The 22,621-nt window shown below is 62.9% G+C and carries 24 protein-coding genes; 10 read left to right on the forward strand and 14 right to left on the reverse strand.

Annotation, left to right across the window (positions count from 1 at the left end):
- The first annotated feature begins 71 nt into the window (after positions 1–71).
- Positions 72–1,793 (forward strand): bifunctional isocitrate dehydrogenase kinase/phosphatase, encoded by a 1,722-nt coding sequence (aceK, locus tag LLJ08_RS08285; protein WP_228208658.1) that lies wholly within the window; start codon positions 72–74, stop codon positions 1,791–1,793.
- Between the two features lie 193 nt (positions 1,794–1,986).
- The gene (locus LLJ08_RS21040) at positions 1,987–2,106 is read left to right on the forward strand and encodes a PA1414 family protein (protein WP_023445113.1); all 120 of its coding nucleotides are present in this window, start codon (positions 1,987–1,989) and stop codon (positions 2,104–2,106) included.
- A 12-nt stretch (positions 2,107–2,118) separates the two neighbouring features.
- Here LLJ08_RS21040 and LLJ08_RS08290 read toward each other — a convergent pair whose 3' ends face one another.
- Complete coding sequence (locus LLJ08_RS08290; protein ID WP_023445114.1) at positions 2,119–2,790, reverse strand: glutathione S-transferase; 672 nt, start codon at positions 2,788–2,790, stop codon at positions 2,119–2,121.
- Positions 2,791–2,876: 86 nt separating this feature from the next.
- Here LLJ08_RS08290 and LLJ08_RS08295 point away from each other — a divergent pair, with 86 nt between their 5' ends.
- Positions 2,877–3,461, forward strand: coding sequence for a tRNA-uridine aminocarboxypropyltransferase (locus LLJ08_RS08295; RefSeq protein WP_228208659.1), 585 nt, complete (start codon positions 2,877–2,879; stop codon positions 3,459–3,461).
- 40 nt (positions 3,462–3,501) lie between these two features.
- On the opposite strand, the gene LLJ08_RS08300 is transcribed toward LLJ08_RS08295, so the two are convergent.
- Positions 3,502–3,921 (reverse strand): YbaN family protein, encoded by a 420-nt coding sequence (locus LLJ08_RS08300; protein ID WP_228208660.1) that lies wholly within the window; start codon positions 3,919–3,921, stop codon positions 3,502–3,504.
- Positions 3,922–4,145: 224 nt separating this feature from the next.
- On the reverse strand, positions 4,146–4,733 hold the full coding sequence (locus LLJ08_RS08305) for a UPF0149 family protein (protein ID WP_023445117.1): 588 nt from the start codon (positions 4,731–4,733) through the stop codon (positions 4,146–4,148).
- A 160-nt stretch (positions 4,734–4,893) separates the two neighbouring features.
- Here LLJ08_RS08305 and recQ point away from each other — a divergent pair, with 160 nt between their 5' ends.
- On the forward strand, positions 4,894–7,017 hold the full coding sequence (gene recQ, locus LLJ08_RS08310) for a DNA helicase RecQ (RefSeq protein WP_228208661.1): 2,124 nt from the start codon (positions 4,894–4,896) through the stop codon (positions 7,015–7,017).
- Between the two features lie 182 nt (positions 7,018–7,199).
- Positions 7,200–7,631 (forward strand): MarR family transcriptional regulator, encoded by a 432-nt coding sequence (locus LLJ08_RS08315; RefSeq protein WP_014820763.1) that lies wholly within the window; start codon positions 7,200–7,202, stop codon positions 7,629–7,631.
- Positions 7,632–7,651: 20 nt separating this feature from the next.
- Here LLJ08_RS08315 and LLJ08_RS08320 read toward each other — a convergent pair whose 3' ends face one another.
- Positions 7,652–9,838 carry a patatin-like phospholipase family protein gene (locus LLJ08_RS08320; protein ID WP_228208662.1) on the reverse strand — a complete coding sequence of 729 codons (2,187 nt, stop codon included), beginning with the start codon at positions 9,836–9,838 and terminating at the stop codon, positions 7,652–7,654.
- Between the two features lie 69 nt (positions 9,839–9,907).
- On the opposite strand from LLJ08_RS08320, the gene LLJ08_RS08325 reads away from it, so the two are divergent.
- Positions 9,908–10,189, forward strand: coding sequence for an Rdx family protein (locus LLJ08_RS08325; protein WP_003300657.1), 282 nt, complete (start codon positions 9,908–9,910; stop codon positions 10,187–10,189).
- A 3-nt stretch (positions 10,190–10,192) separates the two neighbouring features.
- On the opposite strand, the gene LLJ08_RS08330 is transcribed toward LLJ08_RS08325, so the two are convergent.
- The 4 genes from LLJ08_RS08330 to LLJ08_RS08345 all read right to left on the reverse strand — a co-directional run bounded on the left by LLJ08_RS08330 (position 10,193) and on the right by LLJ08_RS08345 (position 14,160).
- On the reverse strand, positions 10,193–11,071 hold the full coding sequence (locus LLJ08_RS08330) for a DMT family transporter (RefSeq protein ID WP_044314181.1): 879 nt from the start codon (positions 11,069–11,071) through the stop codon (positions 10,193–10,195).
- A gap of 127 nt (positions 11,072–11,198) precedes the next feature.
- Positions 11,199–11,957, reverse strand: coding sequence for an AraC family transcriptional regulator (locus LLJ08_RS08335; protein ID WP_042926882.1), 759 nt, complete (start codon positions 11,955–11,957; stop codon positions 11,199–11,201).
- 239 nt (positions 11,958–12,196) lie between these two features.
- A complete protein-coding gene (locus tag LLJ08_RS08340) occupies positions 12,197–13,585 on the reverse strand; it encodes an adenylate/guanylate cyclase domain-containing protein (RefSeq protein WP_228208663.1) in 1,389 nt (462 codons plus the stop codon).
- Positions 13,586–13,842: 257 nt separating this feature from the next.
- Positions 13,843–14,160: an Mpo1-like protein gene (locus LLJ08_RS08345; RefSeq protein WP_003300651.1), complete on the reverse strand. Its 318-nt coding sequence runs from the start codon at positions 14,158–14,160 to the stop codon at positions 13,843–13,845.
- A 125-nt stretch (positions 14,161–14,285) separates the two neighbouring features.
- On the opposite strand from LLJ08_RS08345, the gene LLJ08_RS08350 reads away from it, so the two are divergent.
- Positions 14,286–15,296, forward strand: coding sequence for an AraC family transcriptional regulator (locus LLJ08_RS08350; protein WP_228208664.1), 1,011 nt, complete (start codon positions 14,286–14,288; stop codon positions 15,294–15,296).
- A 79-nt stretch (positions 15,297–15,375) separates the two neighbouring features.
- The gene (locus LLJ08_RS08355; protein WP_228208665.1) at positions 15,376–16,308 is read left to right on the forward strand and encodes a DUF808 domain-containing protein; all 933 of its coding nucleotides are present in this window, start codon (positions 15,376–15,378) and stop codon (positions 16,306–16,308) included.
- A 1-nt stretch (position 16,309) separates the two neighbouring features.
- Here LLJ08_RS08355 and LLJ08_RS08360 read toward each other — a convergent pair whose 3' ends face one another.
- Positions 16,310–17,761 (reverse strand): TrkH family potassium uptake protein, encoded by a 1,452-nt coding sequence (locus LLJ08_RS08360; RefSeq protein ID WP_014820755.1) that lies wholly within the window; start codon positions 17,759–17,761, stop codon positions 16,310–16,312.
- Positions 17,762–17,949: 188 nt separating this feature from the next.
- Here LLJ08_RS08360 and LLJ08_RS08365 point away from each other — a divergent pair, with 188 nt between their 5' ends.
- Both LLJ08_RS08365 and LLJ08_RS08370 read left to right on the forward strand, forming a co-directional pair.
- Positions 17,950–18,321 carry a YkgJ family cysteine cluster protein gene (locus LLJ08_RS08365; protein WP_003300645.1) on the forward strand — a complete coding sequence of 124 codons (372 nt, stop codon included), beginning with the start codon at positions 17,950–17,952 and terminating at the stop codon, positions 18,319–18,321.
- Positions 18,322–18,585: 264 nt separating this feature from the next.
- On the forward strand, positions 18,586–19,149 hold the full coding sequence (locus tag LLJ08_RS08370; protein ID WP_228208666.1) for an NAD(P)H nitroreductase: 564 nt from the start codon (positions 18,586–18,588) through the stop codon (positions 19,147–19,149).
- Here LLJ08_RS08370 and LLJ08_RS08375 read toward each other — a convergent pair.
- From LLJ08_RS08375 to LLJ08_RS08395, 5 genes are all read right to left on the reverse strand, one after another.
- Entirely contained in the window at positions 19,143–20,501 is a 1,359-nt protein-coding gene (locus tag LLJ08_RS08375) for a sensor histidine kinase (protein WP_228208667.1), read from the reverse strand. The two genes, LLJ08_RS08370 and LLJ08_RS08375, sit on opposite strands and share 7 nt — an antisense overlap.
- Positions 20,502–20,591: 90 nt before the next feature.
- Positions 20,592–21,005 carry a Spy/CpxP family protein refolding chaperone gene (locus LLJ08_RS08380; protein WP_014820752.1) on the reverse strand — a complete coding sequence of 138 codons (414 nt, stop codon included), beginning with the start codon at positions 21,003–21,005 and terminating at the stop codon, positions 20,592–20,594.
- Positions 21,006–21,144: 139 nt separating this feature from the next.
- Positions 21,145–21,822, reverse strand: a complete 678-nt coding sequence (locus tag LLJ08_RS08385) for a response regulator transcription factor (protein WP_014820751.1) — start codon at positions 21,820–21,822, stop codon at positions 21,145–21,147.
- Positions 21,823–21,836: 14 nt separating this feature from the next.
- A complete protein-coding gene (locus LLJ08_RS08390; protein WP_228208668.1) occupies positions 21,837–22,214 on the reverse strand; it encodes an SH3 domain-containing protein in 378 nt (125 codons plus the stop codon).
- 66 nt (positions 22,215–22,280) lie between these two features.
- On the reverse strand, positions 22,281–22,580 hold the full coding sequence (locus LLJ08_RS08395; RefSeq protein WP_003294265.1) for a YciI family protein: 300 nt from the start codon (positions 22,578–22,580) through the stop codon (positions 22,281–22,283).
- Positions 22,581–22,621: the final 41 nt, after the last annotated feature.

Raw genomic sequence — 22,621 nt, forward strand, 5'->3', positions numbered from 1 at the left:
AATCCGAAACCGACTTTCAAACTGCGTGCTGCTAAGCTCGGCGGACGTTCATGTCCTGCAGTGGGTGCATCATGGTGCAGCAGAAACTGGCCGCTGAAATTGCTCGGCAGATCCTCCTGGGCTTCGACGACTACCGAGAGCACTTTCGCCTGATCACCGAAGGCGCGCGGGCACGCTTCGAGCAGGCGCTATGGCAGGAAGCGCAGCGCGCATCGGCGGCGCGGATCAACCTCTACGAAGAGAAGGTTGGTGAAACCCGGCGTGGCCTGCTGGCCGGTTTCGATCACGCCGACCTGCTTCAGGTCGAGTCCTGGCCGCAGATCAAAGGTGCCTACATCGAGTTGATCAACCCACGCTTCGACGACGAGCTGTCGGAGACCTGGTACAACTCGATCTTCTGTGGGCTGTTCAGCCATGACTGCATCAGCGACGGCACCATGTTCATCCATACCACCCGTCCGGCGGTGCGTGCTCATGAACGGCTGGCGCAAACCCGTACCTACCAGCCCAACGGCGACTTGAGCGGGATGCTCGAACAGATCCTTGGCGATTACGCATTCGCCGTGCCCTACTGCGACTTGCCAGGAGACCAGCGGCGCCTGCAGGCGCAATTGCACGAGACCCTGCCCGACTGGGTCTGCAAGGACCCGGAGCTGACCGTGGAGCTGTTCGTCTCGGTGCTCTATCGCAACAAGGGGGCATACCTGCTTGGGCGGATCTTCACCCGCGACGAACAGTGGCCGCTGGTCATCCCGCTACTGCACCGCGAGGGTGAAGGCATCATTGCCGACGCGCTGATCACCGACGAGGCGGAGGTGTCGATCATCTTCTCCTTCACCCGCTCGTATTTCATGGTCGAGGTGCCGATTCCGGCGGAGTTTGTCGGCTTCCTCAAGCGCATCCTGCCCGGCAAGCACATCGCCGAGCTGTACACTTCGATCGGCTTCTACAAGCACGGTAAGTCGGAGTTCTATCGTGCGCTGATCGATCACCTGGCCAATACCGACGACCGCTTCGTCATGGCGCCCGGCGTTCGCGGCATGGTGATGACGGTGTTCACGCTGCCGGGCTTCAATACGGTGTTCAAGCTGATCAAGGACCGCTTCTCGCCGATCAAGAGCGTCAACCGAGCCACGGTGATCGAGAAGTATCGGCTGGTGAAGAGCGTCGACCGGGTAGGGCGCATGGCCGACACTCAGGAGTTCGCAGATTTCCGTTTCCCCAAGGCGAAATTCGATCCGGAATGTCTGGCCGAACTGCTGGAGGTGGCGCCGTCAACGGTCGAGGTGCAGGGCGATACCGTGCTGGTGCGCCACTGCTGGACCGAGCGCCGCATGACGCCCCTGAATCTCTACCTCGAGCATGCCAGCGACGAGCAGGTGCGCGAGGTGCTGGAAGACTACGGGCTGGCGATCAAACAGTTGGCGGCGGCGAATATCTTTCCCGGCGACATGCTGCTGAAGAACTTCGGCGTCACCCGCCATGGTCGGGTGGTGTTCTACGACTATGACGAGATCAGCTTTCTGACCGAAGTGAATTTCCGCCATATTCCGCCGCCGCGCTATCCCGAGGATGAAATGGCGTCCGAGCCCTGGTATTCGGTGGGGCCGAACGATGTATTTCCCGAGGAGTTCCCGCGCTTCCTGTTCGCCGACCATGGCCAGCGCCGGCTTTTCGCCAGCTTGCATGGCGAGCTCTACGATGCTGATTACTGGAAAGGGCTGCAGGACGCCATCAGCGGCGGCAAGGTGATCGATGTGTTCCCTTATCGACGCAAGGCCGATCGCAACTGAAGACCGGCAGTGAATTCGTTTGAACGCCTTTGCGCCGCCTCGGTCGCAGTTGTAAAGCGCCGTAACAAAGCGGCGCTCCATTCGGGGATCGCGCTTGCAAAGGGCACGAGCGCCGGAGCCGAAGTTGAATTATGCTGTCCACGAAGCCCGCATGGCTCCGATGTAGCCCGTTATATCGCAGGAGGGTGTGACCATGAAAGCAAGGCTCAACGAGATGTTCTGGAAGTTGGCGGTCGCTCTTGGTTTGATCGAACCGCCTCGTATGCAACCCATCCCGGTACGCGCCCAGCGCGAGCAGGAACGCCGCCGCTAAGTTTGGTGGCGTCTACGCGGTGGGCAAGGCGGGTCCTCCGCGCTCCACGGCTCGTTTGTAAGCGGGCCGCTGCTGTATCCGCTGCAAAAAATCCATCAGGCGTGGGCGACTCTCGTCCAGGCCGGCTCTGGAACGGGCAGCTTCCAGCGGGAAGCTCATCTGTATATCCGCTGCGCTGAACGTGCTGCCTGCAAACCAGTCGGACTTCTCCAGTTCCGCTTCCATGTAATCGAGATGGGTCTTCAGTTGTGGCCCGATGAAGGCGCTGTTAGCGCCCTTGGCGATTGCGCGCGCGATAGGGCGAACAAAGAACGGCATCGGCCCATTGGCGACGCGGTCGAATACCAGCCGCAGTAGCAGTGGGGGCATCGCAGAGCCTTCCGCGTAATGCATCCAGTAGCGAAAACGACGGTATTCCGGAGTGCCGCCCTGCGGCATCAGGCGTCCGTTGCCATAGCGTTCCAGCAGGTATTCGAGGATGGCTGCCGATTCGGCCAGCGTCAGGTCGTCGTCGGTGATCACTGGAGACTTGCCCAGTGGGTGTACGGCTTTCAGCTCTGCTGGCGCGAGCATGGTCTTCGGGTCGCGCGGATAACGCTTCAGCTCGTAAAGCAGTTCCAGTTCTTCCAGCAACCACAGGACGCGGTGCGAGCGGGAGTGGTTCAAATGGTGGACGGTGATCATGCCTGCTCCTCATGCGGGGACGTCGCAAGCATAGTCGCTCTGCAGAGCAGTGGCCGTTATGGCAGACTCCGCCGCCGAGGTGAACCATGTCCCGTCCACGATGCTCACGCTGCCAGCGCCCGTCTTCCCTGTGCCTTTGCGCGCTGATACCTGCGCTGGATAGCCGTACCCAGGTGCTCGTCCTCCAGCATGCCAGTGAAGCGAGTCATGCGCTCAATACGGCGCGCCTGGCCGCGTTGGGGCTGCGCAATGCAGAACTGCGGGTGGGCGAGCGCTTCGAGGACGATTGCAATGCCGCACGGCCGAGCTACCTGTTATTTCCCGGGGAAGATGCCATGCCGCTCGAGAGTCTGGCCGATGCCGCCCAACCCTTGCGCCTGATCGTGCCGGATGGGACCTGGCGAAAGGCGCGCAAGATCCTGCATGTCAATCCATGGCTGACTGGGTTGCCGCGGGTCGCGCTGCCAGAAGGGCTGAGCTCCCGCTATCGCTTGCGCAAAGCGCCAATGCCCGGCGCGTTGTCGACCATCGAGGCGATCGTTACGGCACTTAACCTGCTGGAAAGCCCCAGCCGATTCGATGAGTTGCTCCGTCCGTTCGACGCCTTGATCGAGGGCCAGATCGATGCGATGGGGCGAGAGGTATATCAGCGTAATCATGCCAACACCTAGAGGTATGCGAGCGAAAGCGCTATGGCCGTGCGGAGCTGATTTACCTGACACCAGTGTCATTGCTGACCGGCAATGTTTTCTGCCTGAGGATGTAGAGCGTCACCAGCGTCGCGCTTAGTAGCATCCCGATACGGGCCCACATCAGTGGCACCAGCCAGCAGGATATGCCGATGCTTATCCACATGGTGGCGATGGCGTATACCTTGCCCTTGCGCGGAATACCGTTCCCTTCCAGGTAGTCACGAAACCACGGACCGAGCCGTGGGTGGCCTACCAGCCAGTCATAGAAACGTTGCGAGCTGCGCACGAAACAGGCCGCGGCCAGCAGCAGGAATGGCGTGGTCGGCAGGACGGGCAGGAAGATGCCGACGACGCCCAGCACAACGGCCAGCCAGCCGACGCCGAGCAGGATCGATCGGATCAGAGGGTTGCGATGCTGCCGGATATCGCGATGGGCCATGGTACTAGTCAGCCCGGTTCTTCGATTCGCTGCGATCTGTGCGCGGCTGGCTCACGTCAGCGTCGTCAGATATTCGCGATGGGCATCGAAATGTGCAGAACAATGCCTTTCCCTTCTGTGGTGATAGCCAGCGGGACAGGTCCGGCAGTGGGGCGCCGCGCCGGCAGTCGCACCGTGCAGGTGGGCGTGACGCCCACCTTGACGCTTGGCCACGTCGCAGCCGGTCAGTGGCGACGCGGCTTGAGCAGGGCTGGCTTTTCCTCGGGGGCATGGCAGATCAGGTAGAGGGCCGTCAGTAGCTCGGGGATCTGCGCCACCATTTCATCGACCAGCTCGGGGTTGTCGGCGATATCGGCGAATTCCGGTTGCTCGTCGAACAGGCCCGAACCGACCATGATCGGCAGCAGCAGCTCGCTGACTTCCTCTTCGGAGTCCTCAAACCAGATCGCCTCGCGCATGAACACGCCTTCCATGAAGCCGATGCACCAACCGCGCAGATCGGATTCGTCCGGCTCTTCACCCAGGTCCAGTTCGCACGGCAGTTCCATGTCCTCGTCACTGGCCAGCTGGCGAGCAATATGTGCCTTGAGCTGAACCAGCGTGGCCTCGATGGCTTCGCGCTCGGTGTCGTCCTTGTATTTGGGTGGTTCGGAGAACAGCGCGTCGATCCATTCACGCTCAGGCACCTGTTCGGAGCAGATGCACAGTGCGGTCAGGTAGCCATGGGCGGCGATGTAATCCAGTGCTTCCTCGTGCAGGTCATCTGCATCAAGAAAGACTTGCAGGCGGGCGAGTTGCTCGGCGAATGACATCGGGAACTACCTTGGGGGCTGGAAGACAACCCGGATTCTAGACGAGGCGCGGGGCGCAGGCTACTCGTGCCTTCGGATGACGCCTCGTCCGTATTGTCCGCGCGATCCTGAACTCCATGGTTCGCTCGCGTATACTGCGCGCCTTGTTTCGGAGACCGGCATGCTCGACCAGGCACAGCGCATCCTTAAAGACGTATTCGGCTACGACGCGTTTCGTGGCAACCAGGGCGCGATCATCGAGCGTGTCGGCAGTGGCGGCGATGCGCTGGTACTGATGCCGACCGGCGGCGGCAAGTCCCTGTGCTACCAGGTTCCGGCGCTCTTGCGCGAAGGACTGGCGGTGGTGGTTTCGCCGCTGATCGCGCTGATGGACGACCAGGTCGCGACACTCGACGAGCTGGGCGTCTCGGCCGTTGCGCTCAACTCGACGCTGAGCGCCGATGAGCAGCGCGAGATCGCTGAGCGCATCCGGCGCAACGAGATCAAGATGCTCTATCTCGCGCCTGAGCGACTGGTTCAGCCCCGCATGCTGGCGTTCCTGCAGCGGCTGGAGATCGCCCTGTTTGCCATCGACGAGGCCCATTGCGTCTCCCAGTGGGGGCACGACTTCCGTCCCGAGTACATGCAGCTGGGCCAGCTGGCCGAACTGTTTCCTGGCGTGCCGCGTATTGCGCTGACCGCGACGGCGGACAAGCGGACGCGGGAAGAAATCGTCCAGCGCCTGCATCTGGAGAACGCCGAACGGTTTCTCTCCAGCTTCGACCGACCGAACATCTTCTATCGCATCGTGCCCAAGGAGCAGCCGCGCAAGCAGTTGCTGGGTTTTCTAGCCGAACGCCGCGGCGATGCCGGCATTGTCTATTGCATGTCGCGCAAGAAGGTCGATGACCTGGCTGCGTTCCTCAGCGAGCAGGGCTTTCCGGCACTGCCTTACCACGCGGGCCTGCCCAACGAGCTGCGCGCCTATCACCAGAAGCGTTTCCTCAACGAGGAAGGCCTGATCATGGTCGCGACCATCGCCTTCGGCATGGGGATCGACAAGCCCAACGTGCGCTTCGTCGCCCACCTTGATCTGCCCAAGTCGCTGGAAGCCTACTATCAGGAAACCGGACGGGCAGGGCGCGACGGGCTGCCTGCCGACGCCTGGATGGCCTATGGCCTGCAGGATGTGATCTTCCTCAAGCAGATGCTCAACAACTCAGAGGGTGATGAGCGGCACAAGCGGGTCGAGCAGCACAAGCTCGATGCCATGCTGGCGCTTTGCGAGGAAACCCGCTGCCGGCGCCAGGCGCTGCTCGCGTATTTCGATGAAGAGCTGCCCAACCCCTGCGGTCACTGCGACAACTGCGTCGATGGCGTGCAGACCTGGAATGCCACCGAGCCCGCCCGTCAGGCGCTATCGGCGATCTACCGCAGCGGCCAGCGTTACGGCGTCGGCCATCTGGTGGACATCCTCCTCGGGCGTGACAATGACAAGGTCCGCGGCCTGGGCCATCAGCATCTGTCCGTGTTCGGTATGGGCAAGGCGCTGGCTGAGGCCGAGTGGCGTTCGCTGTTTCGCCAGCTGGTGGCGCGCGGGCTGGCGGACGTCGACCTGGATGGTTTCGGTGGGCTGCGTCTGAGTGACAGCTGCCGGCCGTTACTGCGTGGAGAGGTGAACCTCGAACTTCGCCGTGATCTGACCAGCAAGGCACCGAAGCCAGCAGCCAGTGCCGCCAGCCAGCTGGTGCGCAGCGAGGAACGGGAAACCTGGGAAGCGCTGCGCACCTTGCGCCGCAAACTGGCCGAAGAACACGGTGTGCCGCCGTATGTGATTTTCCCGGATGCCACGCTGCTGGAGATGCTACGCAGCCAGCCGGCCTCGCTGTCGGACATGGCCACCATCAGCGGTGTCGGCGCGCGCAAGCTGGAGCGCTACGGTCAGGCCTTCCTGGAGGTTCTGCAAGGCAGCGTCGAAGTGGCCAAGTCACCTGCCGATATACGACACGAATTGATCACGCTGGCGCGCGCCGGCATGACCCCTGCACAGATCGCGCGTCAGCTCGACTGCAGTGAGAAGAACGTCTACGCGATGCTCGCCGAAGCCATCGGTCTGCAACAGCTGAGCCTGGAACAGGCGCTGGATCTGCCCGAGGATCTGCTCGGGGAAATCCAGGAGGCCTTTCTCGACGGCGAGGGCGAGCTGCCACCGGTGAGCGCCGTGGCCGAGCAGTTCGCTGGGCGGGTACCCGAACAGGTGCTTTATTGCGTGCGTGCCGCACTGCAGGTCGAGTTCGAATTGTAACCAGGTGCATCCCTGCAGCTCGGTCGGAAGCTGCTGCGACAGCGGGTGTCTGCCGGGCTGCAACGCCCGCCGTGCCATCATTACGACTTCTGTCGCTCGATCAGGGATCGAAGGTCGTCTTGCCTGCTTTCCGGAGCTGTGGTTAGCTCACTAATAATTAGTTTTTGCAGGAATGGCCGTACATGTACGCCGAGCAACATCGCTTTGCCATGCAATTGGCGCAACTTTCTCGTGGCTGGCGCGCTGAACTGGATCGACGCTTGGCTGATCTCGGACTCTCGCAGGCACGCTGGCTGGTGCTGTTGCACCTGGCCCGTTTCGACCACGAACCCACCCAGCGCGAGCTGGCCCAAAGCGTTGCCGTTGAAGGGCCGACGCTGGCCCGCTTGCTCGATAGTCTCGAAGCGCAGGGGCTGGTGCATCGCAAGGCGTCTGCAGAGGATCGCCGGGCCAAACGCATTTCCCTGGGTGCGCCGGCACGGCCGCTGATCGAGAAGATCGAGGCTATTTCCACACAGGTGCGTCAGGAAGCCTTTGCCGGGATCGACGAGGAGGATCTGCGCAAGTGCCAGCAGGTGCATGCACGGATCCTGGCCAATCTCGACCGGCGCTGATCCAGGCCGGGCACGCCGGTTTAGAAGCTGCGCCCCAGATTCATGTACAGCGCCTGTTCATCCTCGTCATTGAAGCCGTAGCCGAAGTTCAGTGGCCCCAGTGGCGTGTCGTAGCCGAGAAAGATGCTCGCGGCGTTGATATAGCCGCTGTCGAAGGCATTGTCGGCATTCCAGGCGCGACCGCGCTCCAGTGATCCACCGAGATAGAGCGGGAAGTCCAGCGGCTGAAACGCTCGCGGCGTCACGCGACGGTAGTACACCATGCGCGCCAGGCTGACGTTCTGGCCGGCCAGGGCATCCTGACGGAAGCCCGACAGCTGACGCGCGCCGCCAAGCAGAAAGCTCGACGTCACCACTTCCGCGTCATCCAGCGTGCGACCGTAGCGCCCCCCGAGCACCCAGGTGTTGGCACCGTGACTGAGTGCCTTGTCCAGCTTGAGGTGCCACTGGCGATAACGCTGGTCCGAACTCAGGCTGGGGTCGTACTGCCGCATGGTCAGGCGGATATCCTCGCCTTCGCGGGGAAAGTCGATGTTGTCGAGGGTGTCGAACGAGTACTGCAGCTCGTAGTAGCCCTCGGTAAAGCTGAAGTCGGGTAGATCCTGTTCGCCGATTCGCACATCGGCCTCACCCCAGGCCTGGCCGATTCCAAAGCGGATCTCGCCATTGTTGGCGATCTGTCTGCCGAGATTGAGACCGTAGCCGTAGCGTTGCAGGCGGTACTCGGCAATCGGATCGTTGTCGAGAATGGACTCGACGTTCTGCGCCTCGACGAACAGATTCGGTGCGACGAACCAGCGCGAGCCGGCATCCAGCGGCTGGTAGAACTCGCTGTAGAGTTCCTGCCGATCACCCAGCTGCAGGCGGGTTAGCCACTCGGCACCTAGTTCGTTGATGCCGTTCTTCCGATAACTCGCACCGAGGTTGAATACGCTGTCGCCGCGGAAGTCGTCGGACAGGCTCAGGCCCAGTCGCAGGTAATCGGTGCCGGTGCGCTTCTCGCGGGCGTTGATGACCAACGTATTGCCGAGCTTGCCGCGTTGAACGCGATATTCCACGCGCTCGAAGTAGTCCAGGCCATAGAGGGTGCCCATGTCCTTCTGCAGGTCCTCCAGATCCAGCGGTTCACCGAGTGGCTGGCGGACATGCCGGCGGATCACCGCATCGCTGACCTTCGAGTCGTTCTCCACCCTAATGGCGGTGATGACCGGTGTTCGAGGGTCGCTGGAGCGCGCAAGGCTCAGTGCCGGATTGCCACCGGTGGTGATGCGCATTTCGGCAAGACGTCCCTCCAGAGCCAATGTGGCACGGTAGCCGGCATCGACCAGCTGTTCGGCGCGGGCGAAGTCGGTGGAGCCGTATGCGGCCAATGGCGGCTGGATCAGAAGGTCCTGCGACTGCAGGGTGGCCAGCTGCGCTTCGGAGTTGCGGCGGGTCATCATGGTGGTGGTCTGGTTGAGCACGTCGACCACTGTCAGCAATTCCTTGCGCGGCTTGAGCGGCGTGCCGATGTCCACCACGATCAGGCGGTCGACGCCCATGTCGCGCGCCACGTCCATCGGGATGTTGTCGACCATGCCGCCATCCACCAGCAGGCGGCCGTCCAGCTCCACCGGTGCGAACACGGCCGGAATCGACATGCTGGCGCGAATCACCTGGGGCAGGTGGCCGCTGCGAAAGACCACCTTTTCATCGTTGGCAATATCCGTGGCCACCGCGCGGAAGGGGATCGGCAGCTGGTCGAAGTCGCGGGTGTCGCTGGCGTGCACCAGCAGGCGCTCGAGCAGCAGCGCGAGGTTCTGCCCTTGAATCACGCCCAGCGGCAGGCCGAGGCTGCCGTCGTCGCGGAAGCTGAGCTTCTGCTTGATGAGGAAATCACGGTCATCCTGTTTGCGGCGGTAGGGGATGTCCTGGCGCGGCGGATCGTCGGACAGCACTTGCTGCCAGTCGAGGGTCAATGCCAGGCGCTCGAGTTCCGCAACGCTGTAGCCTGCTGCGTATAACCCGCCGACCACCGCGCCCATGCTGGTGCCGGCGATGGCGTCGATGCGTACGCCTTGCTCTTCCAGCGCCTTGAGCACGCCGACATGAGCCAGCCCGCGCGCCGCACCGCCAGACAGGACGAGCCCGGTCTTCGGCTGAGCCGGCTCGGCGAACAGCGGCGGCAGGGCTAACAGCATCAGCAGGGAAACGAACAGGCGGAGCATGGCTGAACCGGGGAAGGGAGGAGAAGGCGGCTATTATAGGCCGCCGTATCCCCTTCGGAGCTGTCACGAATGACCGCAAGCAAACCGGAAATCGTCATCACCTATTGCACCCAGTGCCAGTGGCTGCTGCGTGCTGCCTGGCTCGCACAGGAGCTGCTGTCGACCTTCGCCGATGACCTGGGCCGCGTCTGTCTGGTGCCCGCCACAGGCGGCACCTTCCATATCAGCTGCGATGGCGTGCAGATCTGGGAGCGCAAGCTCGACGGCGGTTTTCCCGAGGCGAAGGAGCTCAAGCAGCGCGTGCGTGATCGCATCGACCCGCAGCGCTCGTTGGGGCATAACGACCGCTGAGCGTCAGCTGGCCAGTTTCGGAACGACACTCGGCGGGCTTTTCAAGCGGCTGGTAACCACGCTGGCGATGATGATCAAGGCGCCGCCGAGCAGCATGCGCAGTGTTGGCTGCTCGCCGAACAGCCACCAGGCGAAGGCAATGCCGTAGACCGGTTCGAGAGCGAAGATCACCGACGTCGTACGCGCCTTCAGGACCCGCAGGCTAGCGACGAACAGGCTGTGCGCGAGTCCGGTGCAGAGCACGCCGAGCAGAGCCAGCCAGAGCCAGTCCTGCGCGGGTATCGCAGGTATCGCCGACCAGCAGAATGGCAGCAGGGCTGCGAGGATCGCCAGGTTCTGCCAGAGCGCCGAGCGAACCGGATCGAGGCCGCGGGTGACGGCACGGTTGAGCAGCGACAGGAACGCGAACAGCAGGCCGGAAAGCACACCGTAGAGCAATCCTGCAGTCGGTCCGCTGCTGAGATCGAACGCCGGCGCGACAAGCAGCAGGCCGGCACAGACCAGCCCGACCATGGCGAACTCGATGGCGCGGGTGCGTTCGCGGAACAACAGGCCTTCGAGCAGCACGGTGAAGGCGGGGAAGCTGGCAAAGCCCAGGGTTGCAATGCCGACGCCAGCGATCTTCACTGCGATGAAGAACGTTAACCAGTGCGCACCCAGCAACAGCCCGCCCAAGGCCAGACCGCCACGCTGCCGCCAGTTTGGCGTCGCCCCGCTGGGTCGCAGCAACTGCGCCACCAGCAGCAGGGCCAACACGGCGAACAGTGCACGACCAAAGGTGATGATCAGCGCCGAGCTTTCGGCCAGTTTTCCGAGCACGCCGGACAGGCCGAACATCAGCGCGCCGAGATGGATGGCCAGCAGGGCGTTGCGCGGCGTCATGGAACGAACCACCCGAGCGAGTGGTGTGTGCGTGCGGTGTGGTGTGAACGGATGAGTAGGGTCATGGCTACCTGAACCTTGCGAATCAGGACCATGCTAGGCCGTGGCTTGGAGTGTGTCTGTCGCGTCAGTCACCGGTTTTGTCGCGCAGCTCGCGTCGCAGTGCGCGCGGTGTGCAGCCTCGTGCGCGAACCAGTGCGGCGGTAAAGGCGCTTTGCGAGGCATAGCCCACCTGCGCGGCGATCTCGCCGATTGGCAGGCGGGTGTCGTGCAACAGCGCCTCGGCATGCTGCAAGCGGCGCTGGCGTACGTGTTCCATCGGCGTTCGGCCCGTCTCGCGAAGAAAGCGCGCGTGCAGACCGGCCACCGACAACCCGGCGATGCGGGCCAGGTCGGCAACCTGAAGCGGGTGGGATAGATGCTGATCGATGAAGGCGTCGATAGCGGCGACCGGCAGCGCGTGTTGGTCATGGTGGATATGTTGTCCACTGGCCAGACTGGCGAGCAGTAGTACGGCGCCCTGTTCGGCAATCAATGGATCATTGATCGGGCTGTGCGCCAGCCAGGCGACCAGGCGCTGCTGGCTTGCGTTCAGGCGCACGGTATCCGGTCGATCGATCAGACGCAGGCTGGGTTCGGTGTGGTGGCCCAAGCGCTGACGAACCCAGCTCTCCGACGGGAGATCGAGCACCAGGCAGTGACTGCCGGTGACACTGGCACAGGCATGGTGAGTGGCGGACGGAATTACCGCGAGACTCTGCTCGCCGACGCGGCTGCCGCGCCCGGCAATCTCGAACTCCAGCAGCCCTTTCAAGCCGAATACCAGTTGCGGATGTTCGTGGCTATGGGCGATGAGGTGGTGATGGTAGTTGCGCAGCGATAGCATCTGGCGGCTGTCCCGAAGCAGGCCCGCTGACCAGTGGTCTGTGCGGTGAGTTGGTTGAGGCTAGTTCGGGTGAACATGGCTCCGAGACAAGGCGCGGCGACGAGTTATAGCGGACTATGGCGAGGAGCTGCAACACCGTATCGGGGGCCTTGGGCGCCGAAATTGACCAACTGAACTTACCGAACAGACCACTTGGCCAGATTCGGTTGGTCGACGGCTGGCCGCTAGCGGTCAGAGAATCAGAGGATGACCTTGTCGCGAAGTTTCTCGGCCGCTTGCTGCAGTGCCTGAATCACGCGCTCCTTGTCGAAGTTCTGCACGCCGTTAGTGTCCAGGTACATGGAGAAGCCGGGGAGTTCGTGCTCGACGAAACTGCAGGTGGCGCCAAGGTCGCGGCGGAAGTCCACCACCTGGTAGATCTGCACCGGGCGGGAGAAACCCTTGACCGCGATCTGGCCCTTGTCGCGGCACATGATGACGTCTTTGATCAGCGAATAGGTTTCGTGGGAGATCAGGATCTCGCTGGCCTCGGCGGCGCTTTCAAGACGGCTGGCCAGGTTCACTTCGCGCCCGATGATGGTGTAGTCCATGCGCGTATCGGCACCGAAGTTGCCCACCGTGCAATAACCGGTGTTGATGCCCATGCGGATTTCCATGGGTTTGGTAATGCCCTGTGAGCGCCATTGCTGGCGCAGCACCTTCATGTGTTTGCGCATGGCGATGGCCATGGAAACCGCTGCCACCGCGTCTTTCTTGGCACCCTGGCTGGAAGGGTCACCGAAGAACACCATCACGCAGTCGCCGACGAACTTGTCGATGGTGCCACCGTACTTCAGGGCAATCTTCGACATCTCGTTTAGGTAGTTGTTGAGCAGGTCGGTAAGGGCCTCGGCCTCCAGTTCCTCGGCCAGCTCGGTGAATCCCTTGATGTCGGAGAAGAACACGGTGAGCCGCTTGCGCTGGGTTTCCAGGCGAACGCTGCGTTTGCCAGTGAAGATCGACTCCCATACCTGGGGCGAGAGGTATTTGGCGAGGTTGCGTGCCAGGCGCGCGGCCTTGGCCTGCTCAGTTTCGATCTCCTTGCGCGCCTGGGCGAGGCGCTGGCCCTGCTGGTGCACGAAGTAGGCGGTGGCGCATATGTAAAAGGTCGTGAACAGGATGCTCACCAGAGAAACCAGTGGCGGTGTGGTACCGCGGTAGCTCAGGGGCACGACGAGAGATGCCAGGCCGACCCCGACACCCACGCAGATCAGCGAGATGGCGAGGTTGCGCAGGCTGCCGCTCACCAGCGCGCTGAAGCTGAGTGTCAGCAGAAACATCAGGCTGGGCACGATCGAAAAACCGAGCAGCAATATGCCGCCACCGGCGTTCAAGGCATCCAGGCAGAGCAGAACCTGCGCTGTGCGCTCGGGATGATCGCGCTTGAAGCGATAGCTCAGGTGATAGGCCAGGTGCGGATAGAGCAGGGCGTACGGCACCATCCACAGCAGGTCCATCGAGAAATACTGGGTGTAGGTACCAGCTGCAAGCGTGGCGGCGCAGATCAGGTAGGCGAGCACGCGGGAGTAGTACTCGCGCAACGGGCGAGTGGCGAGGCCATTGCGGCGCTCAACCGGAGTGGAAGTCATGTGTGCGTACGATCCCTGGTAGTTTTTTCGACGCCGTTCTCTCGCGCCTTGCAGACTGACGCCAGGCTCGATCGACGGGTCACCCTGCGAAGGCGACAGCTTTCGAGCACATCAGCGACAGCCTCGCGATCACGGGGCCAGCTCGGCGATGGCCGGCCCGCGCGAAAGCCGTCAGATCATAACCAAGCAACGCCGCATCGCCAAACCAGAGGATGAAAACAATGATGGCACCGGTCGGATAGCCGCTGTCATCAGGCTCAGAAGCGAATCCGGCCCGTCAGCATGTCCTTGAACATCACCCAGTCGCCGAGAAAGCTGTAGAGCGGATACTGGAATGTTGCCGGCCGGTTCTTCTCGAAGATGAAGTGGCCGACCCAGGCGAAGCCATAACCGGCCACCGGCATCGCCAGCAACCAGAGCCACTGCTGGGTAAGGAGTGCGTAGCCAAGTATGCCAAGCACCAGCAGGCTACCGACGAAGTGCAGGCGACGGCAGGTGGGGTTGCTGTGCTCGGCGAGATAGAACGGATAGAAATCGGCAAAGCGGCTGAAGCGTTCGGCGGTTTGCGTACTCATGGCGTACCTCCTGTTATTGTCGCGCACAGACTAGTCATCGCTAACCTTGCGTGTCAGTGACAATCAGGGCCAGTTTAGTAGCCTTAGGCGCAGCTGCCCCACCTATCGAAGAACAAGAAAACCCCATGACCGAACGCACCACTTCCTCGAGCTGGGCGCTGAGTATCGTCCAGGCCCTGGAATCCGCCGGGATCGATTGCCGCCAGTTGTTCATTGAGCTGCATCTGGACTATGCCGCTCTGGACGACCCCGACGCGCGCTTTGCCCAGGATGACATGACGCGCCTTTGGCAACGCGCGGTGGTGGTTTCCGGTGACCCCGCCATTGGCCTGAACATGGCGCGCCAGGCGCGGCCGGCTGCGCTGAACGTGGTCGGCTATGCGCTGATGTCCAGCCGCAATCTCAAGGAAGGCTTCGCCAGATTGGTGCGCCAGCGGATCATCGCCGAGGGTGCCGATCTGGATTTCCAGCCCTGCGCACAGGGCTATCGGTTGAGTCTGACGATAATCGGCGACCGCTTGCCGCCAGCTAGGCAAAGTGCCGAAGGCTCCCTGGCAGGCTGCCTGACATTCTGCCGCTGGCTCACAGGAACGCCGTTGCTGCCGCTGGAAGTCAGCTTTCAGGGCCAACCGCCGGATGATCTGGAGCCCTATCGGCAGCTGTTCCAGGCGCCTTTGCGCTTCGACGCACCTCGCTACGCGTTGCTGTTTCGCGAAGAGGATGTGGAAATGCCGTTGCCGACCGCCAATGAAGCGCTGGCGCAATTGCATGATCGTTTCGCCGGTGAGTACCTCTCGCGCTTCTCCGACAGCAAAGTTATGCATCGCGCGCGGCAGATACTCTGTCGATTGCTCCCGCAGGGCGAGCCCAGGCGCGAAGTCGTGGCGCAGGCGCTGTGCCTGTCGGAGCGCACCCTGCAGCGGCGTCTGCAGGAGGAGGGCAGCAGCTTCCAGCAATTGCTCGACGATACGCGTCGCGATCTGGCGGTGCAGCACCTCGCCCAGCCGGACCTGGCGCCGCTGGAAATCGCCTATCTGCTTGGCTTCGCCGATCCGAGCAATTTCTACCGGGCGTTCAAGCGCTGGTTCGGCGTCACGCCCGGCGAATACCGTCTGGCCGCGCGCTCACGCCAGTAGGAACCTGTGAAAGCCCACATAGCCTTAGCTAGAGCAGATCGGTTACTTATATGCGCCGTTCCATGATGGAGTTACCCAATTGGCCACCAGCCTGCTCGCGTTAATAGACGATATTGCGACCGTACTCGACGACGTCTCGCTCATGACCAAGGTGGCGGCCAAGAAGACCGCTGGCGTACTGGGCGACGATCTGGCACTCAATGCGCAGCAGGTGACCGGGGTGAATGCCGACCGGGAACTGCCTGTGGTGTGGGCAGTGGCCAAGGGCTCGTTTCGCAACAAGGCGATCCTGGTCCCCGCTGCGTTGCTGATCAGTGCCTTTCTGCCCTGGGCAATCACACCGCTGTTGATGCTCGGCGGCGCCTTTCTCTGTTACGAGGGGTTCGAGAAGCTGGCGCACCGCTTTCTTCATAGCGATGACAGCGATCACGCGGAGACGGTGAAGGCGCTCGCCGACCCGTCCGTGGACATGGTGGCGTTCGAGAAGAAAAAGATCAGCGGCGCGGTGCGTACCGACTTCATCCTCTCCGCCGAAATCATCGCCATCACCCTCGGCACGGTCGCCGCCGCGTCGTTCAGTCAGCAGGTCATGGTTCTGGTGGGCATCGCCATCCTGATGACGATCGGCGTCTACGGGCTGGTAGCCGCCATCGTCAAACTCGACGATCTTGGTCTGGCCCTGAGCAAGCGGGCCAGCGGTGTGGCCAGCGCCATCGGGCGCGGCATTCTGAGCGTCGCGCCGTGGCTGATGAAGTCGCTGTCGGTCATCGGCACCGCTGCAATGTTCATGGTGGGCGGCGGCATCCTCACCCACGGTATACGCGCCGTGCATCATTTCATCGAGAACAGCACCCACGAAGCGCTCGGACTGCCCTATATCGGAGCGGTACTCGGAGGCCTGTTGCCGACGCTGCTCGACGCCGCATTCGGCATCATCGCCGGCGGCGTGGTGTTTGCGTTGGTTACGCTTGGCGGCCGGCTGTTCAAGCGCGGCTCCGGCGCCGCGGCCTGAGTCAGTGGCGCCAGAAGGCCGGGGTCAGCAGCACCAGCACCGTGATGATCTCCAGGCGTCCCAGCAGCATGCCGATCGACAGCAGCCATTTTGCCGTGTCGGGCAGTGTGGAGAAGTTGCCGGCTGGCCCGATGATCTCGCCCAGCCCCGGGCCGACGTTGCAGACCGCGGTCGCCGCGCCCGTGAGCGCGGTGATCGGGTCGAGGCCCAGCAGCGCCAGGCACAGCGCCAGCACGCCGATGGTCATGGTGATGAAGAAGGAAAAGGTCAGGATCGAGCGAACGATTTCTTCGTCCAGATTGTGCCCGTTGTACTGCTGGCGGATTACCGCGCGGGGGTGAATCAGCTGCTTGAAGTTGGCGCGTAGCAGCGAGTAGGCCACCTGGAAGCGGAACATCTTCAGCCCGCCCGACGTCGAGCCCGAGCAGCCGCCGACGAAGGTCAGGTAGAAAAATGCCATGACGGCGAAACCGCCCCACTGGGTGTAGTCATCCACCGCGAAACCGGTCGTGGTAACCACGGAAACCACGCTGAAGGTCACGATGCGCAGTGCATCCAGCGCCGGAATGTCATTGTTCAGCCAATACCAGCCGCTGAACAGCACGCTGGTGATGGTGAGCATCAGGACGAAGCCTCGCACCTGCTGATCCTTGAGCAGCGCCGTGCGATGGCCTCGCAGCGTCATCACGTACAGGGTGAACGGCAGGCTGCCGAGCAGCATGAAGAATACCGCGACCCAGTGCGCGGACGGCCCGAACTTGCCCATCGATGCATCGGAGGTGGAAAAGCCGCCAGTGGCGACGGTCGACATCGCATGGTTGATGGCATCGAACATGCTCATGCCGGTCAACAGGAAGGCCAGAAACGCGGCGACGGTAAATGTCACGTAGATGACCAGCAGGTACTGCCCGGCCACGTGCGAGCGCGGCATCACCTTCTCCGACCAGTCCGAGGACTCGGTCTGGAACAGCCTCATGCCACCGACGCGCAGCAGCGGCAGAATCGCGATCGCCATGCCGATGAAGCCGATGCCACCCAGCCAGTGCAGCAGCGAGCGCCACATCAGCAGCCCGGGCGATGCGCTATCCAGTCCCGAGAGCACGGTGGCGCCAGTCGTGGTGATACCGGACATGGTTTCGAAGAAGGCGTCCGAATAGCTGATGTGCTGAATCAGCATCAGCGGCAAGGCGGCGAAACAGCAGACCACCACCCAGCTGATCGTGGTCAGGAAGTACATGTCGCGCGGCCGCAGGTTGGTGTTGGCCGGTCTACCCGGTGCGACAAGGGCGAAGCCGCAGGAAAAGGTGATCAGACTGCCCCAGATGAATGCCTGCAGGTCATCGGTGCGTTCGAATGCCAGCAGGGTCAGCATCGGAATGATCATGCTGACGGCCAGGGTGATCAGGAAAATGCCGAGGATGAAACCGATGATGCGTAAGGTCGGCAGGGCCATGTAGAGGGTGCTCGGCACGGTGAAAGAGGGCGGACATTCTACTCGCGTCGCTCCGCCAGTAAACCGCCCGACGGCTGGTAGAAAAATGTTTTCTCGGCAGCCGCGGAGCCTCTTCCCAAGCGCAGCGCCATGAATAGAATAGCCGCCCGGGCGCCGGCCCATTTCCGGTCTCTGGGTGTTCACCTTCCATGTCAATCGACAATCCCTGCCTCACGTGCGGCGCCTGCTGCGCGTACTTTCGTGTGTCCTTCTATTTTGGTGAATGCGTTTCTGCCGGCGGTGCGGTGCCGGACCAGCTGACGGTTCAGGTTTCGCCGTTTCATGTGGCCATGCTCGGGACCGAGAGCAAGCCTGCGCGCTGCGTCGGACTGCTGGGCGATGTCGGTTGCGGCGTGCGCTGCAGCATGTACGAGCAGCGTTCGAGCACCTGCCGCGAATTTGAGGCGTCGTGGGAGAACGGCGAGCACAATGCGCATTGCGACGCGGCGCGGGCGGCACACGGCCTGCCACCGCTGGTGCCGCCGCTGCAGCCGCAGCTCTCGCCGGATCGGGTGGCTTGACCTGATGGGCTGTTTGGTAAGTTCGGTTGGTCAATTTCGGATGACCATGGCCCCGATACTGTGTTGCTGCTCCTTGCCATAAGCCCGCTATGACTGCGTAGCAGCGCCTTGTCTCGGATCCATGTTCGTCCGAACTTGCCTCAACCAACTCACTGCACAGGCCACCAGCGCCGGCCGGCGCGTTGTTTGCGCTGTCGGCCGGCCATCACTCGCGGTACGTCGCCAACACCCTCTAGAATGTCCGACCCTTTCAGGAGGTAATGGATGGACGCTCTGGACCTGTTGCTCAACCGTGTATCTGTCACTCGCCTATGCGAGCCGGCACCCGATGCCGATCAACTCGATCTGCTTTTTCGTGCAGCCTTGCGTGCGCCGGATCACGGACAGTTGCACCCCTGGCGCTTCCTGACCGTCGAGGGCGATGCGCGCGGCAAGCTCGGTGAGCTGTTTGCCGACGCTCTGCAGGCCCGGCAGACCGATGCCTTGGACGAAGCGCTGCAGAAGGCGCGCAACATGCCGCTGCGTGCGCCGATGTTGATCGTGGTGATCGCCAGTCCGAAGGCGCACCCGAAAGTCCCGGAAGGCGAACAGTTGCTGGCTGCCGGCTGCGCGGCGCATGGTCTGCTGTTGGCCGCCCATGCTCAGGGGATTGGCGCGGTGTGGCGCACCGGTGAGTTCGCCTATGACCCGCATGTAATGAAGGGGCTGGGCCTGGCCGAGCAGGAACGTCTGTTGGGCTTCCTGTACCTGGGCACGCCGGAGGGCCGCATCCGTAGCGCTCCGGTGCTCGAGCCCGAGGCTTTCGTCAGCGCCTGGAAAGGTCAGTGATGGGCCTGGATTTCTGACACCGTGCCTGCTGCGTTTGCCAACGGCAGACGCAGGCTCGCGATGAAGCCGCCATCGGGGTGGTTGGCCAGCTGCAGCTGCCCACCGTGGCGCTCGGCCGCACGGCGGGCGATGGCCAATCCGAGGCCATGCCCGGCCGCCGTTTGTCCCGGCGCTCGGAAGAAGGGTTGGCTCAGTTGCGGCAGGTGTTCGTCGGCGACTCCTGGCCCATGGTCGCGCACACTCAGTACCAGCTCGTCACCGTCGCGCTGCGCGCGCAGCTCCACGGGCACGCCCTCGGGGTTGAAGCGCAGGGCGTTGCGCAACAGATTGTCCAGCGCACGTTCGAGCATTTCCGTCCAGCCAGTGAATGCCAGGCCTGGCTCGACCCGGCTGTCGATACGTTGGGTAGGCGCGACGATGCGGGCGTTGTCCTCCAGTTGTTCGAACATTGCTGGCAGGTCGACGGCCGTTGTCGTGCCGGGTTCCGCATCCAGGCGCGAGAGTTCGAGAATCTCGCTGATCAACGCTTCCAGCCGATCGCATTCCTTGGCCAGTCGCGGCCAGATCACTTCGCGTTCGCTCGGGCTGGCGCGTTCGGCCAGTGCCTGGGCAATGCGCAGGCGCGCCAGCGGTGAGCGCAGTTCATGGGATACGTCGCGCAATAACTGGCGCTGACTGCCGATCAGCGCCTGCAGCCGTGCGCCCATGCGATTGAAATCGCTCGCCAGCACGCCGAGTTCGTCGCGCCGTGTTGCCAGGCGGGCAAGGGACTGCTGCTGATAGCTGGTCTGTCCCAGATCGTGCACGGCACGGCGCAGGCGATCCAATGGGCGGGTGATGGACAGCGTCAGAAGCAGGCTGAAGCCGGTGAGCACCACCAGTGCGATGCCCAGCGCGCTGAGCGGCCAGGCCAGGCTGCCGCGATGCCAGGCCTGCAGTTCGGGATAGGGGATGCGGTAGATGAACAGATAGGTTTCACCGCTGGTCGGGCTGGTGTAATCGGCGGTGAGGCGTCGCCAGGGCAGTGGGCGCTCGCGATCCTGATGGCGCGCCTCGAAGGCGGCGGCACGGGCAGGGAAGGTGCCGCGGATGATTGGCTGGCCGTTTTCCGCCAGCACCTGTACATCGACCCGTGCACGATGCCGGTGCTGTTCCAGCAGGCGCTGTGCAGCCAGCGGGCCCTGGCGCTCGTAGACCTCGGTCCAGGTTTCGGCGAGACCTTGCAGCGCCGGGTGGCGGCCGAGAATCCAGGCGTCCTGGTTCAACGCATGGCCGAGTAGCATGGCCAGGCCGGCAACCAGTGCAATGGCCAGCCAGAAGGTTGCGAGTATGCGCCAGAACAGTGATCGCACTGGGTCTCTCCACGGCAAAGCCCGGCAGCTCCCACCGGCGTTCTGAACGCTTGGCGGAGTCTGCCGGGCAGGTTTCAGGAAGGGCGCAGATCAGTTCTTCTGATCGCGGTCCGCTTTCCATTTGAGGAACTCGGCACGTTCGGCGCGCTTTTCTTCCATCTTCTTCATGCCTTCGTCGAAGGCCTTGTGCTGCTCGGGCTTGAGCAGCGCGCGCATGCTCTGGTGGGTCTTCTCGCGGCTGGCGTCGAGATCGTTCTGCATGGCCTTGCGCTCGGCTTCGGGCAGCTTGTCGAGGTAGCGCTGGGTGATCTGCTGGCGCTGGCGCATCTGCTCGCCCATCAGCTTGCGCATTTCGCGTTGCTGTTCCTTTGTCAGGTCCAGGTCCTGAAACATGTGCGGGGCGTTCTTGCCGCCGTGATGACCGTCGTGCATACCGCCAGGCATGGCGAAAGCGAGGGTCGGAACGGCAGCGGCGAACAGCAGGGCTACGAGTGATTTGCGCATGGTGAAAACTCTCCTGTGTAGGGAAACCGGCCATACCGACGCGTTGCTCATTGGCGGCAGGTCTGTGACCGGATGAGTTCAGTCTACGCAGGGCAAGGTCAAGGGCGGTCAGCTCAGGGTAAAGCCTCGGTAAAGACGATCAGACCGCGTACAGATAGCCGCGGCTGCGCAGGGCGACGATCCGTGGGCTGCCGTCGGCGTGCGGACCAAGCTTGCGCCGCAGGTTGCTGACGTGCATGTCGAGGCTGCGGTCGTAGAGTGTGAGCTTGCGTCCCAGGGCGTGCTGGGCAAGGGTCTGCTTGTCGATCGGCTCGCCTGGTTGCGCGAGTAGCGTTTCGAGGATGCGGCCTTCGGAGAGCGTCAGGCTGACGTCATGACCGCCGACGCTGGCCACGCCGCGCGCCGGGCTGTAGCAGAGATCGCCGAACTCGACCTGGCTGGGCGTCGCGGTCGGCTGGCTGCGGCGCAACACGGCACGCAGGCGTGCGGTGAGTTCGCGCGGGTCGCAGGGCTTGGCCAGGTAATCGTCTGCGCCAAGTTCGAGGCCGAGAATCCGATCCAGTGGCTCGCCGCGACCCGACAGCATCAGCACCGGCAGATCCGGATGTTCACTGCGCAGTTGCTTGAGCAGCTCCAGGCCACTGCCGTCGGGCAGCATCACGTCCAGGACCACCGCGGCTGGCTGGTGCTGCGCCAGCGCCTGGCGTGCACTGTTGCCATCGTGGCAGGCATGGGCGACGAAACCTTCCTGAGCGAGCCAGCTGATCAGCAGCTCGCAGAGTTCTTCGTCATCGTCGATAAGCAGCAATTCACTCATGTCGGCTCAGGTACTCAGTTGAGCCACTGGCGTCGACGGCGACCGCGCGTGACCAGCAGGCCCAGGGTGAAACTGACGACCCCGACAGCACCACCGACGGCGAACCACTGTTGCTGTTCGTTCAACATCGCGGGCAGCACTTTTGCCTGCTCGGTCTGCAACTGCAGGCGCAAGCGGCGATTTTCCTCGCGCAGACGCAGCAGCAAGGCCTCCGTGGTGTCGGTGCTCGGGCCGGCAGGCTCTGGCTCGGCTACGGCGTCAAGCTCGTCGTATTCGGCGGGGTCGCCGGGCTCGGTCACCGGAGCAGCAGGTTCCGTTATTGCTTCCTCGGCATACAGCGCCGGGGTGAGCAGGGTCAGGGCAAACAGCAGGGCAAGCGATCGTTGACGCATCGGAACTCCTATTTCCTTACGAGGCCGTGGGCTGCCAGCGGCCGGGCTATTCCCTGCTGTGTCGGCTCAGGGCAGTACTTTCTTGAAGGGCTTGACCACCACGTTCACGTATACGCCGGCGGCCTTGTACGGATCGGCGTCGGCCCACTGCTGCGCGGCTTCCAGCGAATCGAACTCGGCGACTACCAGACTGCCGCTGAACCCGGCTTCGCCCGGGTCGTTGCTGTCGATGGCTGGGTGCGGGCCGGCGAGAACCAGGCGGCCTTCGTTCTTCAGCTGCTCCAGGCGTGCCAGGTGGGCTGGGCGAGTGGCGAGGCGGTCCTGCAGGGAATTCGGTGCGTCTGTGGCGATAACGGCGTAGAGCATGGTCGATCCTCGTTCGCGTAGGGGCGTATATAAAAAAGTAC

Origin of the sequence: Stutzerimonas chloritidismutans, assembly GCF_020783375.1 — a bacterium.
GTDB classification, from domain to species: domain Bacteria; phylum Pseudomonadota; class Gammaproteobacteria; order Pseudomonadales; family Pseudomonadaceae; genus Stutzerimonas; species Stutzerimonas kunmingensis.